The 15282-nt window shown below is 65.9% G+C and carries 13 protein-coding genes and 1 other RNA gene; 6 read left to right on the forward strand and 8 right to left on the reverse strand.

Annotated features, from left to right (window positions below; all coding sequences use genetic code 11):
* Positions 1 to 185: 185 nt before the first annotated feature.
* Together A4249_RS00735 and A4249_RS00740 are read right to left on the reverse strand one after the other, a co-directional pair.
* Positions 186 to 3506, reverse strand: a complete 3321-nt coding sequence (locus A4249_RS00735; protein WP_066549957.1) for a TonB-dependent receptor domain-containing protein — start codon at positions 3504 to 3506, stop codon at positions 186 to 188.
* A 274-nt stretch (positions 3507 to 3780) separates the two neighbouring features.
* Positions 3781 to 4482: an HAD family hydrolase gene (locus tag A4249_RS00740; RefSeq protein ID WP_066549961.1), complete on the reverse strand. Its 702-nt coding sequence runs from the start codon at positions 4480 to 4482 to the stop codon at positions 3781 to 3783.
* A 41-nt stretch (positions 4483 to 4523) separates the two neighbouring features.
* Here A4249_RS00740 and A4249_RS00745 point away from each other — a divergent pair, with 41 nt between their 5' ends.
* Together A4249_RS00745 and A4249_RS00750 are read left to right on the forward strand one after the other, a co-directional pair.
* Entirely contained in the window at positions 4524 to 5234 is a 711-nt protein-coding gene (locus A4249_RS00745) for an SDR family NAD(P)-dependent oxidoreductase (RefSeq protein ID WP_066549964.1), read from the forward strand.
* A gap of 50 nt (positions 5235 to 5284) precedes the next feature.
* Positions 5285 to 6556: a S41 family peptidase gene (locus A4249_RS00750; protein WP_231868740.1), complete on the forward strand. Its 1272-nt coding sequence runs from the start codon at positions 5285 to 5287 to the stop codon at positions 6554 to 6556.
* 1 nt (position 6557) lies between these two features.
* Here the strand turns inward: A4249_RS00750 and A4249_RS00755 are convergent, their stop codons facing one another.
* From A4249_RS00755 to tkt, 6 genes are all read right to left on the reverse strand, one after another.
* Positions 6558 to 6797 carry a YbdD/YjiX family protein gene (locus A4249_RS00755; protein WP_066549975.1) on the reverse strand — a complete coding sequence of 80 codons (240 nt, stop codon included), beginning with the start codon at positions 6795 to 6797 and terminating at the stop codon, positions 6558 to 6560.
* Positions 6781 to 8868 (reverse strand): carbon starvation CstA family protein, encoded by a 2088-nt coding sequence (locus A4249_RS00760; protein WP_066549978.1) that lies wholly within the window; start codon positions 8866 to 8868, stop codon positions 6781 to 6783. Before A4249_RS00760 ends, A4249_RS00755 begins: the two co-directional genes overlap by 17 nt.
* A 252-nt stretch (positions 8869 to 9120) precedes the next feature.
* Positions 9121 to 10317 carry a formate-dependent phosphoribosylglycinamide formyltransferase gene (gene purT / locus A4249_RS00765; protein ID WP_066549981.1) on the reverse strand — a complete coding sequence of 399 codons (1197 nt, stop codon included), beginning with the start codon at positions 10315 to 10317 and terminating at the stop codon, positions 9121 to 9123.
* Between the two features lie 5 nt (positions 10318 to 10322).
* The gene (locus tag A4249_RS00770) at positions 10323 to 10727 is read right to left on the reverse strand and encodes a VOC family protein (RefSeq protein WP_197458422.1); all 405 of its coding nucleotides are present in this window, start codon (positions 10725 to 10727) and stop codon (positions 10323 to 10325) included.
* Positions 10724 to 11563, reverse strand: a complete 840-nt coding sequence (locus A4249_RS00775; protein ID WP_066549983.1) for an alpha/beta hydrolase — start codon at positions 11561 to 11563, stop codon at positions 10724 to 10726. Before A4249_RS00775 ends, A4249_RS00770 begins: the two co-directional genes overlap by 4 nt.
* Before the next feature lie 197 nt (positions 11564 to 11760).
* On the reverse strand, positions 11761 to 13710 hold the full coding sequence (gene tkt, locus A4249_RS00780; RefSeq protein WP_066554575.1) for a transketolase: 1950 nt from the start codon (positions 13708 to 13710) through the stop codon (positions 11761 to 11763).
* A gap of 136 nt (positions 13711 to 13846) precedes the next feature.
* Between tkt and A4249_RS00785 the strand changes: the two genes are divergently transcribed.
* The 4 genes from A4249_RS00785 to A4249_RS00800 all read left to right on the forward strand — a co-directional run bounded on the left by A4249_RS00785 (position 13847) and on the right by A4249_RS00800 (position 15280).
* Positions 13847 to 14110, forward strand: coding sequence for a hypothetical protein (locus tag A4249_RS00785; protein ID WP_066549987.1), 264 nt, complete (start codon positions 13847 to 13849; stop codon positions 14108 to 14110).
* Positions 14110 to 14433, forward strand: a complete 324-nt coding sequence (locus tag A4249_RS00790) for a cell division protein ZapA (protein WP_055752950.1) — start codon at positions 14110 to 14112, stop codon at positions 14431 to 14433. Before A4249_RS00785 ends, A4249_RS00790 begins: the two co-directional genes overlap by 1 nt.
* A gap of 63 nt (positions 14434 to 14496) precedes the next feature.
* Positions 14497 to 14657: non-coding RNA, 6S RNA (ssrS, locus tag A4249_RS00795), on the forward strand.
* A gap of 50 nt (positions 14658 to 14707) precedes the next feature.
* Positions 14708 to 15280, forward strand: a complete 573-nt coding sequence (locus tag A4249_RS00800) for a 5-formyltetrahydrofolate cyclo-ligase (protein WP_231868741.1) — start codon at positions 14708 to 14710, stop codon at positions 15278 to 15280.
* Positions 15281 to 15282 lie beyond the last annotated feature (2 nt).

A 15282-nucleotide genomic window follows, 5' to 3' on the forward strand; every position in this document is an offset into this window, starting at 1 on the left:
AGAGCCTGGCCCTGCGACGCTCACGTCTGCTTGTCGGTCAAGCGGCCCGTTTAGAGAGGGAGGGGCGAGGGGGCAAGATGCAAAGCAGAATTCCCAGTGTTTGGGCGCGGCATGGATTGCGCAAAAAGAAAGGGGCGACCGTCGCCGGTCGCCCCCTCGTTTCAAGATCATAGGATATGTGAGTCTTAGAACACCTTGTAGTTCAGGCCGATGAAGAAGCGGCGGCCGTAAGGATCAAAGTTCGAATACAGCGTCGTGCCGAGGTATGGCGCTTGTTCCGAATCGAAGGCGTTCACGACGCCGGCGCGCAGCGTCAGATCTTGGTTGACGTTGTAGCGGACGGTGAAGTCGTTGCGCACGAAGTTGCCCGTGTCCAGCTGATCGGCCGAACGGCCGTCCGCATTGTTCACGAAGTCGCGGCGGAAGACGATGTTCTGAGCCGATTGCCAGTCCGCAGTCCAGTTCACGCTCCAGGTTTCGTTGGGGGTCCAGGTCAACGAGGAGGTGAAGCGAACGCGCGGGTATTGCAGCGTGCTGGCCAGTTCATCGAAATCGCCGGGATCGGCTTCATTCAGGAACTGCTTCTGTTCGATCAGCCACGAGCCGGCGAGCGAGTAATCGAACACACCCCAGTTACGGCCGAAGCTGTCGCTGGTGTCGAGGCGATAACGACCCGTGAAGTCCAGACCGCGGGTTTCCAGCGACGCATAGTTGAACGAACGCTCGATGAAGCCGCCGATCGGATCGCTAGCCGGCGCGCCAATGCCGAACGGAATGTTCGGATTGTTGCGGAAGATTGTCGAGCAGGCATCGACGTTCAGTTCCGCACCATTAACGCAGTTCGCCGCCGCAGTATCGGCGGTGACAGCCGCAATAACGCGGTCAATCTTGATCTCGTAATAATCGAGCGCAAGGCTGAAGTTTGGCATGAAGCGCGGACGCAGCACCGTCGAGAAGGTGAAGCTGTTCGACTCTTCAGGTTGAAGGTTCGGGTTGCCGCCGGAGACGCCCGAGATGCCCGAAGTGTAGGTCGGGTTGAAGTCGTCGGTATTTTGCGGTGTCGCGCCGGCGAAGTCGAACGTCAGACCTTGCTGCGCGGCCAAGGCCGTGCAGTTCCGGATGCGGTTGGCCTTCGTTTCATTGTCGTTGACCGCGGCGATCGCAGCCGTGGTGCAGGGATCGGTGAACGAGTTGAGGAAGGTCTCGCTGTTCGGAGCGAAGTTTTCGGCCAAGTCGGGAACGCGAACCGAGGTGTTGTAGCTGGTCTTGAAGGTGATGTCCCGGATCGGACGGTAGACCAAGTTCACGCCATAGACGTCGACATTTCCGACTGTCGTATAGTCGGCATAACGATACGAACCGCTAAGTTCGGCATATTCGCCTAGCATGCTGTCGCGGAAGAGCGGAAGCGAGACTTCCGTGAAGACTTCCTTAGACTCATAGCTGGCTTCGGGGAAATCAGGGCCGGAGTTGAGGAACAGCAGGCGCCCGTCGGTGTCGCGGTCGCGACCCGTGGCTTCCGTCGTTTCCTTGCGATACTCACCACCCAGAGCGACGCCGATCGGGCCAGCGCCCCAGAAGTCCCAGAGGCTACCGGAAACCGACGCGATCGCCTGCTGCTGCTCATTACGCTCGGTGATGCCGATTTCGGCGCCGACATAGTCAAGCGCTGCGGCGCTCTGGTTGCCCTTGCCAAACACGTTCAGCGGGGCGCATTGCGCCACCGAGTCGCGACCATACTGCGTATCACGCAGATCTCCGCCACGCTGATAGTCGTCCAGGGCGGCGCCCTGTTTCAGCAACAGTTGCGACCGGCAGACAATCTCACCGGCTCGGCCATTTACAACACCCAGGGTGTCGACAACCGCGTCCGCTGCGAGCGCGAAGCGTTGACCGTCGACCGCGCGTTCACGGTTTTCGATCTCAACCTTGCCGTAGGTGTAGCCGATATCCCAGCTGACGTCCTTGACGAACGAAATCTGGTCATGGTTGCCGCGGAGGCCCAGCACGTAACGCTGCAGTTCACGCGTGTTGTCTTGCGTACGATCCGGCCCGAACAGGGTGTGGCGCGCATTCTGAAGCAGGACGCCCGTTTGCGCGGCGCCCGGGTTGGTCGCGGTCGGCGGCGCGTAGGGCGTAACGACGTTGGTGCGGATCGCATCCTTGATGTTTTGCGGCAGGAAGGCGTTGTCCGACCAACGCAGATCGAAGTTGTTGACGGCATAGATCGGGTTCACGGCGTTTGCGCCGTAAGAGTTCACCAGGTCGATGTCGAAGAAGGTCGGCTGACCCACGTCGAAGGTGTCTTCCGTCACATATTTGGCTTCGGCGTACGCTTCGATCGAGTCGGTGACCTTGAAGGTGCTTCCGACTTGATAGCGTTGCGATTCCGAGCGCGGAACGCGCGAGCCGGTCGAGAAGTCGGCCGGGTTTTCGCCGTCACCGCCGATGTTGTACGGACGGTTGATACCCGTGTTGCCGACCCGCTGGCCAAAGTCGGCCAGGCGCGCGGTCGTGCCGTCGTACCAGTAAGTCTTGCCAGGCGTCACGCCGAAGCAGTTGGCGCTGTAGCTGAAGTTTCCGGCAGCATTGCCACCCGGGAAGCAGTTTGCGTACGGGACGTTCGGATTCGTCAGGTCGCTCGGCTGCTGCACATTAGCGAGCGTGGTCTGACCCCAGCGCGGGATGTCGAGGCGACGAACGCCGGTGAACAGGAAGGCGTCCTGACGACCGTCAAAGGGCGCCGAGGTTGGGTCGGCATCGACGCCGATGCGGACCGGCGCGCGACGGATCCAATCGATGTCCATCGACGTGACTTCATCGACCTTCTCATACTCGGCATGAGCGTAAACGTTCAGGCGATTGTCGAAGAAGTTCTTGCCGATTAGCGCCGAGACACGCTGGTTGGCTTCGCCGTCCTGGTTGATCTGGCCATAGTTGGCGTCGATTTCCAGGCCTTCAAAGTCCTTGCGCAGGATGAAGTTCAGAACGCCGGAGACGGCATCTGCGCCATACACCGACGAGGCGCCGCCCGTGACGATTTCGATGTTCTGGATCAGCAGGCGCGGAATGGTGTCGATATCCACCGAAAGCGAACCGCCCGACGAACCGACGTGACGGCGACCGTCGACCAAGGTCAGCGTGCGGTTGGAGCCCAGCGAACGCAGGTTCGGCAGCGACAGGCCGCCGTCACCCAGGTTGGAGCCCGTCGTATCCGACGGAACGACCGAGTTCGACAGGGCCGGAATGGTGGACAGGTAATCGATGACCGTGGTCTGGCCGGTCGACAGCAGTTCGTCGCGCGACACCTGGATCAGGGGGGTGGGGGCGTTGGTTGCGTCGCGACGGATACGCGACCCGGTCACCACGATTTCACCAAGCTCGGCGGCTTGTTGGCTATCAGCAGCGGGGGCGGTGCTGATGGGCTGATCTGCAGTCTGGGCGAAGGCGCTAGAGGCCGCCAAGGCGCCCGCAAGGACCGTCGAAGTCAGAAGGAAGTTGCGCATTTACTCTCCAATGATCGCAGCAGGGGGGATCAGGAGTGCTAGTAGAGCCGTCGCTGAACTGCCGCAGGCGTGCCACAGACCGGACACATCCAAAGGGGTCAAGCTTCGCCTTTGACTTTCGTGTCAATATAACGTCGGTATTGCGATAATGTGGTCTCAATGCAACGCCTTATTTGTCGCATTGATTTTCAGTCAGATGCCGTCTTCCAGTCTAAAAATGAGTGGTAAGGGCGTTGGATTATTGAGCTAATATTGATCTGGTGTTGGATGAAATCTATTCAGTACACCAACTGTCGATTGTGTCTTTTAAATCCGCAATGCTGTACAAGGAAGTATAGCGGGACTCGTCCACCGGGGCGTCGGCCAGTTCATGGGCCCAGGTGACGTGATAGGGGATGTGGACGCCGAAGGCGCCGGCGGCGATGGCGGGCAGGACGTCGGACTTCATGGAGTTGCCGGCCATGACGGCTTCGGCCGGGCCCGTGCCGTGGCGGGTGAAGACCCGCTCGTAGGTGGCGCGATCCTTTTCGGAGACGATCTCGACGGCGCTGAACAGGTCGCCCAGGCCTGAGGCGGCCAGTTTGCGCTCCTGGTCCAGCAGGTCGCCTTTGGTGATCAGGACAAGTCGGTATTTTTCGGACAGTTCGGCGACGACCGCGTCTACGCCGGGCAGGGTCTCGACCGGGTGGGCCAGCATCTCGCGACCGGCGGCCAGGATCTCGCGCACGACATGGGGCGGAGCCTCGCCGTTCGTCAGCTCCATCGCCGTCTCGATCATCGACAAGGTGAAGCCCTTGATGCCGTAGCCATAGAGCCGCAGGTTGCGTTGCTCGGTTTCGGCCAGGCGCGCCTCGATGGTCGCCTCGTCGCCGTGGTCGGCCAGAAGATCGACGAACCGCGCATGGGTCAGGCGGAAGATCGTCTCGTTGTGCCAGAGGGTGTCGTCGGCATCGAGGCCGACCGTGGTGATGCTCATGCCGCGCCCCTATCATGGGACGAACGAGGAAGGGAGACGCGATGAACGGATCGGCGGTGGTGATCGGGGCGACGGGCGGCATCGGCCGGGCGATGGTCGAGCGGATCGTGGCGGACGGCGCGTTCGAGACCGTGTGGGCCGTGTCGCGCTCAGGCGCGGATTTGGCGGGCGCGCAGGCGCTAGCCGCCGATCTGGAGGATGAGGCCAGTCTGGCGACCGCCGCCGAGCGGATCGGCCATGGGCCGGCCCCAACCCTGATCGTCATGGCGACCGGGGTGCTGCACGACGGGCTTCAGCCGGAACGGTCGTTTCGTCAGTTGGATGCGGAACACCTGTTGCGGGACTACCGCGTCAATGCAGTGGGGCCTGCGCTGGCGGCGAAACATCTGCTGCCGCTGATGCCGCGCGATCGGCGGGCTGTGTTCGCGGCCCTGTCGGCGCGGGTGGGGTCGATTTCCGACAATCGGCTGGGCGGGTGGCATGCCTATCGGGCGTCCAAGGCGGCGCTGAACATGATCCTGCGCACTCTATCGGTCGAGATGGCGCGCAGCCATCCGCAGGCGGTGATCGCCGGTTTGCATCCGGGTACTGTGGCGACAGACCTAAGCGCGCCGTTCCAGAAGGGGGTGGCGGAGGGCAAGCTGTTCACGGCCGACCATTCCGCAGAGCGGTTGCTGGCGGTGCTGTCGGGCCTGACGCCGGGCGACAGCGGCGGGGTCTTCGCCTGGGACGGGGCGCGGGTGCCGGAATAACGCGCAGTCGTGACTTGAGCGAAAGAGGCGTCTGGCGTCAGATGCCGTTCATGCGCGTCAGAGTTTCCGCTCGGCTTTTCAGCCTCCTGTTGCTCGGCCTGCCGTTGAGCGGCCCGGCCATGGCCCACCCGGGCGGTTCGACCCTGTCCATCCAGTCCATAGCGGCGCCCCAGACGCGTGACCGCGCGCGGCTGAATCAGCGGGTGTTCGACCGGGTGTGGAGCGAGGTGCGGCGGGGCTATTACGATCCAACCCTGCACGGCGTGGACTGGAACGCCGCGCGGGCGACGTTCCGGCCCCAGGCCCTGGCGGCTAGCGATGAGCGCGGGCTGTACCGCGTCATCAACGCGATGCTGGATCTGCTGGACGACGGTCATGCGGCGGCCAGTCCGCCGGCGGCGGTGCGGCGTCAGGAGGCGCAGTTCGCCCGGCGCGCCGTGATGGGCCTGACCCTGATGCGGGGCGAGACGCCGGACGACTGGACCGTCGAGCGTGTCCGGCCAGGGTCACCGGCCGAGGCGGCGGGGGTGCAGATGGGCTGGGCCCTGAAGTCGGTCGATGGGAAGCCCTGGGGACCGGATGTCGAGACCTATGACGGGGTTCCGGTGCAGTTGGTCCTGACCGACGATGCGGGACAGAGGCGCGAGATCGCCCTGACGCCGCGGGTGATGGAGGCCATCGAGCCGTTCACCGCCGACAAGTCGCGGCCGGGGGTGCTGGTGCTGCGCGTCGAGCAGTTCGACAAAGGCCTGGGCGCCTGGATGGGCAGTGAACTGGAAGGCCTGCCGCCGGATGTCGACGTGGTGCTGGACCTGCGCGGCAATCCCGGCGGGCGGCTGATGGAGGCGGAATCGGTCCTGACCTGCTTCCTGCCGCGCGATCAGGTCTGGGCGACGCGGACGGGGCGCAGCGGCCGGCCGGTGGTGCTGAGGGCGGCGGGCGACTGCGGCGATCGGCGCGATCCCCTGGCCAATGATGTGGCGGTTCTGGTGGATCAAGGCAGCCGCAGCGCCGCCGAACTGACGCCGGCCGCCTTGCAGGAGGCGCGGCGCGGCATCGTGGTGGGCGAGAAGACGGGGGGATCGGTGCTGATTGCGCAGGAGACCAATCTGCCGGACGGCGGGCGGCTGACGCTCAGCCGGGCGGACTTCGTGACTTCGGGCGGGATTCGGCTGGAGAAGCGGGGGGTCACGCCTGACATCGCCGCGCCCCGCACGGTGGCCCAGCGCCGCGCGGGCGACGACCCGACACTGGAAACGGCGATCGCCGCCCTTCAGGCCGAGGATCGCGCCAGGGCCGACACCCGCGCCAGCGGCCTCTAGATCAGCAGCATTTGAACCCGCCGGCGCCGCCGAAGCGGCGCTGTTCGTGCAGGCGGAAGAAGGCGGTCTTGTCCAGCGGCGGCTGGTCGGGATGGGTCGCCGCCGCGTGATCGACATAGGCCTGATAATCCGGCTGACCGATCATGGCGCCGGCCGTGCGCCTGACGCCGCGACCCCACCGCAGGGCGGTGTCGCGGCACAGGCAGAGCAGATCGTCCTGGACCTCAGGCACGGGCCGCATCCGCCGCCTCGTCGGCCGCCGTCAGTTGGTGGCTTTCCGGATATTCGCGGACCGTCGGGCGGTTGTTCGCATAGGCCTTGCGGCACGCCAGGACGCCATAGACGACCATGGTCACGACCACGAAGAGGAAGCCCGCCGTCAGCGTCGAGTTGACGTAGTCGTTGACCACGATGCGGTGCATGTCGCCGATGCTCTTGGCCGGGGCGATCAGTTCGCCGGCGCCCAGCGCCTCCTGATATTTGCGGGCGTGGGACAGGAAGCCGATGCGGACATCCGGGTGGAACAGCTTCTGGAAGCCCGCCGTCAGTGTGCAGATCAGCAGCCAGGTCGCAGGAACGACCATGACCCAGGCGAACTTCTCGCGCTTCATCTTGAACAGGACGACGGTGCCCAGGATCAGGGCGACGGCGGCCAGCATCTGGTTGGCGATGCCGAACAGGGGCCACAGGCTATTGATGCCGCCCAGCGGATCGACCACGCCGGTGTAGAGGAAATAGCCCCACAGACCGACCGTCAGGGCCGTGGCGACGACGTTGGCGCCCCACGACTTGGTCTCGCGCATCTTGGGCACGGCGACGCCCAGCAGGTCCTGGATCATGAAGCGACACACGCGGGTGCCGGCGTCCACGGTGGTCAGGATGAACAGGGCCTCGAACAGGATGGCGAAGTGATACCAGAAGGCCATCATGGCCTTGCCGCCGATCACGCCGGACAGGATGTGCGCCATGCCGACCGCCAGGGTCGGGGCGCCGCCTGCGCGCGACAGGATCGAATGTTCGCCCACGTCGCGCGCCAGCTGTTCAAGCTCTCCGGGCGTGATGTGGAAGCCCCACTGGGCCACGGCGGCGGCGGCTGAGACCGCATCGTTGCCGATGACGGCGACCGGGCTGTTCATGGCGAAATAGACGGCCGGGTCCAGAACCGTGGCGGCGATCAGGGCCATGACGGCGACGAAGCTTTCGCACAGCATGGCACCGTAGCCGATCATGGGGATCTGGGCTTCGTTCTCCAGCAGCTTGGGCGTGGTGCCCGACGAGATCAGGGCGTGGAAGCCCGACACCGCGCCGCAGGCGATGGTGATGAACAGGAAGGGGAACAGGGCGCCGGCGAAGACCGGGCCGGTGCCGTCGATGAAGGGGGTGATGGCCGGCATTTGAAGGTGCGGACGCACGATCAGGATGCCGACGGCCAGGGCCACGATCGCGCCGATCTTCAGGAAGGTCGACAGATAGTCGCGCGGCGCCAAGAGCAGCCACACCGGAATGACCGAGGCGATGAAGCCATAGACCATCATCAGGATCGCCAGGGTCGGGCCGGTCAGGGTGAAGGCCGGACCCCAGAACGGATCGGCCGCGATATGGCCGCCGCCGATGATGGCCAGCATCAACAGGACGACGCCGATCACCGACACCTCGCCCACGCGGCCCGGCCGCAGGAAGCGGGTGTATAGGCCCATGAAGATGGCGATGGGGATGGTGGCGGCGACGGTGAAGGTGCCCCACGGGCTTTCGGCCAAGGCCTTGACCACGACCAGGGCCAGAACCGCCAGGATGATGACCATGATCATCAGGACGCCGACCTGGGCGATGATGCCGGGGATGTTGCCCATTTCGGTGCGGATCATGTCGCCCAGCGACTTGCCGTCGCGACGCGTGGACATGAACAGGACCATCATGTCCTGCACTGCGCCGGCCAGCACGGCGCCGACCAAAATCCACAGGACGCCCGGCAGATAGCCCATCTGGGCGGCCAGCACCGGCCCGACCAGCGGGCCTGCGCCGGCGATGGCGGCGAAGTGGTGGCCGAACAGGACGTTCTTGGGCGTCGGCACATAGTCCAGCCCGTCGTTGCGGCGCATCGCCGGGGTCAGGCGCGCGGGGTTCAGCTGCATTACCTTGTTGGCCAGGTAGCGGCTGTAGAACCGATAGGCGATCGCATAGGTGCAGACGGCGGCGACCACCATCCAGACCGCGCTGATGCTTTCGCCCTGATGCAAGGCGATGATGCCGAGGGACACCGCCCCCAGGATGGCGATGGCGCCGAAGATTATGGGTGTGCTGAGTTTGCCCACGACAGATCCCTCCCGGCCGGCTGACTGCGACCCTCGCCCTTGGTTTGCACCACAATGCGGGACAAGGCCAATCGACTAAAGTCGTAGAAATGAGGGATCAGGCGTCTCCTCCTTGCGGAGCGGGAGGTGGCGCGGCGCGCCTTCGCGTCGTGACGGAGGAGTTCTGCGACGCATCGCGGGCGCGAGTGGGATTTCAACAACCTCAACCGCTTCGTGGTCCCCCTCCCCACAGGTGGGGAGAAGACGGCAGTGTCAGTTCCGAACGACTTTCACACAGCCTGCGGCTTCACGCGCGCGTTCGCGGGCCTGTTCGACGTCGGTCCCGCGGGCGACAGCCACGCCCATGCGGCGGCGCTCGAAGGCTTCGGGCTTTCCGAACAGACGCAGATCGGCGGTCGGGACCGACAGGGCCTCCGCAACGCCCTCGAAGGCGATCCCTTGCGCGTCAATGCCGCCATAGATGACGGCGCTGGCGGCGGGTTCACGTTGGCTCACGTCGATGGGCAGGCCCAGGATGGCGCGGGCGTGCAGCGCAAACTCACTCATGGTCTGGCTGGCCAGGGTGACCAGGCCGGTGTCGTGCGGGCGGGGCGAGACTTCGGAGAACCAGACCTGGTCGCCCTTGACGAACAGTTCGACGCCGAAGACGCCGTAACCGCCCAAGGCCGCAGTAACCTTGGCGGCGATGTCCTGGGAGGCGGCCAGCGCAGCGGGCGTCATGGGCTGCGGCTGCCAGCTTTCGACGTAGTCGCCCTTGACCTGGCGGTGGCCGATGGGCGCGCAGAAATCGGTGCGGGTCGTGCCGTCGGCGTCGCGCGAGCGGACGGTCAGCAGCGTGATCTCGAAGTCGAAGTCGATGCGTCCCTCGACGATGACGCGGGCGCCGGCGACGCGACCGCTGTCCTGGGCGTAGGTCCAGGCGTCGGCGATTTCATCGGCGCTTTCGACGAAGGATTGCCCCTTACCGGATGACGACATGACCGGCTTGACGAAGTTGGGATAGCCGACGGCCTCTGCGCCGGCGGCCAGTTCCTCGGCCGAGCCCGCGAAGGCGTAGGGGCTGGTGGTAAGACCCAGCTCTTCGGCGGCCAGTTTGCGGATGCCCTCGCGGTTCATCGTCAGTTGCACGGCGCGAGCCGTCGGGATGACCGTCGCCAGGCCGGCGGCCTCGATATCGGCCAGAACCTCGGTGGCGATGGCCTCGATCTCGGGCACGATGAAGTGCGGGGCCTCGGCCAGGATGACGCCGTTCAGCACCTGTGCGTCGGTCATCGGAATGACGTGGCTGCGGTGCGCGACCTGCATGGCCGGCGCGTTGGGATAGCGATCGACGGCGATGACCTCGACGCCGAGCCGCTGAAGCTCGATGGCGACCTCCTTGCCCAGTTCGCCCGAGCCCAGCAGCATGACGCGCACGGCGGTGTCGGAAAGCGGGGTGCCGAGTTTCATGGGCGTCAGGCTCCGGTAGCGGGTTCGATCAGGTCCCAGGCGTTGCCGTAGAGGTCTTCGAAGACCACCACCTTGCCATAGGTCTCATGTCGCGGGGTTTCGCGGAAGTGGACGCCGGCGGCAAGCCAGGCGGCGTGGTCGCGTATCAGGTCGTCGGTTTCCAGAAACAGCCAGACCCGGCCGCCGGCCTGGTTTCCGACCTGGGCCTTCTGGGCGTCTGTCATGGCGCGGGCGAGCAGCAGGCTGGTCTCGCCACCTTTGGGCGTGACCCGCACCCAGCGTTTACCTGCGCCCATGTCGGTGTCTTCGCTGAGCGCGAAGCCCAGCTTGCCGACATAGAAGGCGATGGCCGCGTCATAGTCGTGGACCAGCAGGCTGATCGCGCCGAGCCGGTGCATGGGCCGGCTCATTTCGCAGGCTCCGCATAGAGCTGGCGGAAGGCGTCCAGGGCCGCGCCGTGATAGATGGTGGCGTGGGTCTCGGTCGGGCGCGGCGTGAAGCTCCAGGTCACACCGGGCATGGCGTAGTCGCGCAAGTTGCCGGTCAAAACGTCCATCGGCGCCTGCATTTCCGGGCCTTCGTCGCCCAGGGTCAGGATCAGGGTCCGCGGGTCGTTCGATTGGTCGCGCAGACGGGCCCCCGCCTGACGCGCCAGCTCACCGCCATCCCACCACAGGCTGGGGCTGACGGCGACATAGGCGTCGAACATCTGCGGTTCCTTCAAGAAGGTTTCGACCACGAACAGGCCGGCGAGCGATTCGCCCACGAGGGCGGTTTCGCCGCTGGTGCGGAAGCGGGTCTGGATAAAGGGCAGGACCTCTTCGGCCACGAAACGGCGGAAACGGTCCGAATGGCCCTGGGTCGGATAGCGGGCGATCAGGTCAGGATCGGTGGTGGGCAGGGCCAGTTCGTCGCGGCGATCCACCGAGGCGATCCCGACCACGATGACGTCGCGGGTCGTGCCGACGACGGTTCCCAACTGGGCGATGCCCGAGATGTGGTGAAAGTCCTGATCCTGACCGCCGTCGAGTACATAAAGGACGGGATAGGTCTTGCCGCTGTCGGCATAACCAGGCGGCAGCCAGATGTTGATCTCACGCGTCGCGCCCATGATCCCGGAGGGCAGGGCGTAGGACCGGCCGATGACGATGGGGGTTTCGGCTATGGCGGGCGTCTGGGGAACGGTCTGGGCGAGGGTCGGTGCCGCGCCGAGAGCCAGAAGAAGACCGAGTGTGAGGCGTTTCATCGGAGGCTCCTGAAATCCTCCCCCGTGAAGCGCAGCGAAACGGGGGAGGGGGACCGCGAAGCGGTGGAGGGGGCGGACCTCGCACCGGCGGTCGCCATTATAGTTCGAGAGCCGGCGGATACATCTCGCCCATATCCGCCCTCTCCACCACGCTGCGCGCGGTCCCCCTCCCCCGCAAGCGGGGGAGGACCTGAGACTTACAGGCGCGCCTTGACCGCCGAGACGATGGCGTCCGAGGTGATGCCGAACTTCTCGTACAGAACCTCGGCCGCGGCCGAGGCGCCGAAGCCGGTCATGCCGACGAAGGCGCCGTCTTCGCCGATGAAGCGTTCCCAGCCTTGCTTGATCGCGGCTTCCACGGCGACGCGGACCGTGCCGCGGCCGATGACCGAGGCCTGATAGGCGGCGTCCTGCTGTTCGAACAACTCGAACGAGGGGACCGAGACGACGCGGGTCGCCACGCCCTCGGCTTCCAGCGTCTCGGCGGCCTTCAGCGCCAGAGCCAGTTCCGTGCCGGTGCCGAACAGGGTGGCCTTGGCCTCGCCGTTGGCGGCCTTGATCTCATAGGCGCCCTTGGCGGACAGGTTTTCGGTCGCGGCGACGGTGCGGACGGCCGGGGTCTTCTGGCGCGACAGGGCCAGGGCCGACGGCGCGGTCTTGGTCTGCAGGGCGATCTGCCAGCACTCCATCGCCTCGATGGTGTCGGCGGGGCGGAAGACCAGCAGGTTCGGAATGGCGCGCAGCGCCGCCAGATGTTCGACCGGTTGGTGCGTCGGGCCGTCTTCGCCCAGGCCGATCGAGTCGTGCGTCAGGACGTGGATGGCGCGTACCCCCATCAGGGCGCCCAGACGGATGGCCGGGCGGCTGTAGTCCGAAAACACCATGAAGGTGCCGCCATACGGGATGACCCCGCCGTGCAAGGCCAGGCCGTTCATGGCGGCGGCCATGCCGAACTCGCGGATGCCCCAGTTGACGTAACGCCCCTCATAGGTCGGCGCGTCCAGGATCGGCGTGCCCTTGACGAAGGTGTTGTTCGAGCCGGTCAGGTCGGCCGAGCCGCCGACCAGTTCGGGAATGGCGGCGAACAGTTCGTCCAGCGCCGCGCCCGACGACTGGCGCGTCGCCTGGGCCGGCTGGGTCTCGACCAGTTCGGCGATCTTGGCGTTCAGGGCGTCGAAGGCGGCCTCGGGCAGGTCGCCCTTCATGGCGCGGGTGAAGTCGGCGGCCTTGGCCGAGGCGGCGAGGCGGGCCTCCCACTTCTTGCGGTCCTTGGCGCCGCGACGGCCGACCTTCTTCCAGGCGTCGGCGATCGTGTGGGGCATTTCAAAGGGATCGTGATCCCAGGCCAGGCCGAGGCGCGTGGCGGCGATCTCGGCGGCGCCCAGGGCCGCGCCGTGGGTCTTGTGGCTGCCTTCCATCGTGGCGGCGCCCCTGCCGATCTTGGTCTTGCAGGCGATCAGGGTGGGCTTGTCCTGACGCATGGCCCACTTCATCGCGCCCTTGATGGCGTTCATGTCGTGGCCGTCGATGGCCTTGACCGCCCAACCGGCGGCCTTGAAGCGAGCCTTCTGGTCGGTTGTGTCCGACAAGGAGACCTTGCCGTCGATGGTGATCTCGTTGTCGTCCCACAGGACGTGCAGCTTGTTCAGCTTGTAGCGGCCGGCAAGCGCGATCGCCTCCTGCGACACGCCTTCCATCAGGCAGCCGTCGCCGGCGATGACCCAAGTGCGGTGATCGACCAGATCATCGCCATACTTCGCCGCCAGATGGCGCTCGGCCATGGCGAACCCGACCGAGGTCGCCAGGCCCTGGCCCAGCGGGCCGGTGGTGACCTCTACGCCCGGCATATGGCCGTATTCCGGGTGGCCCGCGGTCTTGGAGCCCCACTGGCGGAAGTTGGACAGCTCTTCCTTCGTGGCACCCTTGTAGCCGGTCAGGTGCAGCAGGGCGTAGATCAGCATCGAGCCGTGGCCGGCCGACAGGATGAAGCGGTCGCGGTCAGCCCAGTCGGGGCGCGAGGCGTCGAACTTCAGGAACCGAGAAAACAGCACAGTGGCGACGTCGGCCATGCCCATCGGCATGCCGGGGTGGCCGGACTTGGCCTTCTCGACGCCGTCCATGGCGAGGACGCGAATGGCGTTCGCCATCTGCTCGGGCGTGGCCTTTGGTGCGGTTTTGGCGTCGGTCACTGTGGAGACCTCTGTTGGGAAGGCGGAAAAAGGGGGCGCGCCCCTTTACCCCGGCGCGTCCTCGGCTTCTATACGGAATCTAAAGGAGCGACCGATGGCAGACGCCACCACGGCCGCACGGGCGCGTATCGACCGCGCCCTGGCCGAATTGGAACGCAAGATTCTGGAGCTGAAGGCGCGGCCCGCCTCGGCGCCCGCGATCGCGGACGACGATCTGTTCGCGCCCCGGTCTTCGGATCATGGGGCCGCAGATCAGCGCGTGGCCGAGCTGGAGGCCGCCGGGCGCGAGGCGTCCGATGCGCTGGGCCGCGCCGCCCAGGCCGTGCGCGACGCCCTGGCCGAAGGCGAGGCCGGCTGATGGCGACGGTGACGGTCGAGGTCAACGGACGCCCCTATGCAGTGGGCTGCGCCGACGGGCAGGAAGAGCGGGTCCGCATCTTGGCCAAACAGTTCGACAACCAGGTGCGTCAGGTCGCAGGCGACGTGGGCCATGTCGGCGATCTGCGGCTGTTTCTGATGTCAGCCCTGATCCTGGCCGATGAACTGCATGAGGCGCGGCTGAACGCCGGCAAGGCGGGGCCTTCGTCAGCGACAGCCCCGGCTCCGGCCTCGACGGACGGGGTCGCCGAGGCGTTGAACGCCGTCGCCGCACGGATCGAAAAGATCGCCCAAAACCTGTAGTCGATTATTCGTCTGCGGATGCTGGCGTCGGGGCCGGTGAACGCCTATCTTGATCGACGGCGGGTCATGCTGCGGCTCACGTCGAAGACAACATATCCTTCTGACCTTAATTCACTCTACGGGATCTGTCCCTGTCCGGGCTTGAGGGCTTGGGCATACGGAGCCCACCTGGCTACCCAGGTCGAGAGGATTTAAACGTTCTTCACGGTTCGCGCGGCGCCGCCACCCTCTCTCTCTGTGATGTGCTATCGCTCGCCGCGCGGCGGCTCCCTGCATGAGCACGCGTAGGGGCGGTTCGATGATCCAGGACAAGCACGAACTTCGATCGGCCGCCCGCGCCTTGCGCAAGCGTTTGGCCGAGGCCGATCCGCTGGCCGCCAGCCGGACGGCGGACCATGCCGGTGCGCTTCCGGCCGCCCAGATCGTCGCGCTCTATCGCGCCATGGGGTCGGAGCTGGATACCGACGGCCTGGCCGCGGCACTGGAGGCGGCGGGCCGTCGGCTGTGCCTGCCGGTCGTGGTCCAGCGCGACGCGCCGATGGCGTTCCGCGCCTGGTCGGCCGGCGAACCGCTGGAGATGGACACCGCCGGATGCCCCGCGCCGCTGCCGCTGGCCGAGGTCGTCCTGCCGGACCTGATCCTGACGCCGCTGCTGGCCTTTGACGATCAGGGCGGGCGCCTGGGGCAGGGCGGCGGCTATTATGACCGGACCTTCGCCGCGCGACCCGACGCCATCCGCATCGGTTTCGCCTACGCCGGCCAAAGGGTCGAGCGGCTGGCGTTGGAGCCGCACGACATTCGACTGCATGGCGTTCTGACCGAGACCGGCTATACGGCTTTCGAATGAGA

It is taken from the genome of Brevundimonas sp. GW460-12-10-14-LB2 (assembly GCF_001636925.1).
GTDB classification, from domain to species: Bacteria; Pseudomonadota; Alphaproteobacteria; order Caulobacterales; family Caulobacteraceae; genus Brevundimonas; species Brevundimonas vesicularis.

Coding starts and splice junctions, on each gene's coding strand:
- A4249_RS00755 (WP_066549975.1), bottom strand. CDS start 6,797: ATGCGGCCCGTGCCTGAGGTCCAGGACGATCTGCTCTGCCTGTGCCGC.
- tkt (WP_066554575.1), bottom strand. CDS start 13,710: ATGGCGAACGCCATTCGCGTCCTCGCCATGGACGGCGTCGAGAAGGCC.
- A4249_RS00745 (WP_066549964.1), top strand. CDS start 4,524: ATGAACGGATCGGCGGTGGTGATCGGGGCGACGGGCGGCATCGGCCGG.
- A4249_RS00735 (WP_066549957.1), bottom strand. CDS start 3,506: ATGCGCAACTTCCTTCTGACTTCGACGGTCCTTGCGGGCGCCTTGGCG.
- A4249_RS00770 (WP_197458422.1), bottom strand. CDS start 10,727: ATGAGCCGGCCCATGCACCGGCTCGGCGCGATCAGCCTGCTGGTCCAC.
- A4249_RS00740 (WP_066549961.1), bottom strand. CDS start 4,482: ATGAGCATCACCACGGTCGGCCTCGATGCCGACGACACCCTCTGGCAC.
- A4249_RS00750 (WP_231868740.1), top strand. CDS start 5,285: ATGCGCGTCAGAGTTTCCGCTCGGCTTTTCAGCCTCCTGTTGCTCGGC.
- A4249_RS00775 (WP_066549983.1), bottom strand. CDS start 11,563: ATGAAACGCCTCACACTCGGTCTTCTTCTGGCTCTCGGCGCGGCACCG.
- A4249_RS00790 (WP_055752950.1), top strand. CDS start 14,110: ATGGCGACGGTGACGGTCGAGGTCAACGGACGCCCCTATGCAGTGGGC.
- A4249_RS00800 (WP_231868741.1), top strand. CDS start 14,708: ATGAGCACGCGTAGGGGCGGTTCGATGATCCAGGACAAGCACGAACTT.
- purT (WP_066549981.1), bottom strand. CDS start 10,317: ATGAAACTCGGCACCCCGCTTTCCGACACCGCCGTGCGCGTCATGCTG.
- A4249_RS00785 (WP_066549987.1), top strand. CDS start 13,847: ATGGCAGACGCCACCACGGCCGCACGGGCGCGTATCGACCGCGCCCTG.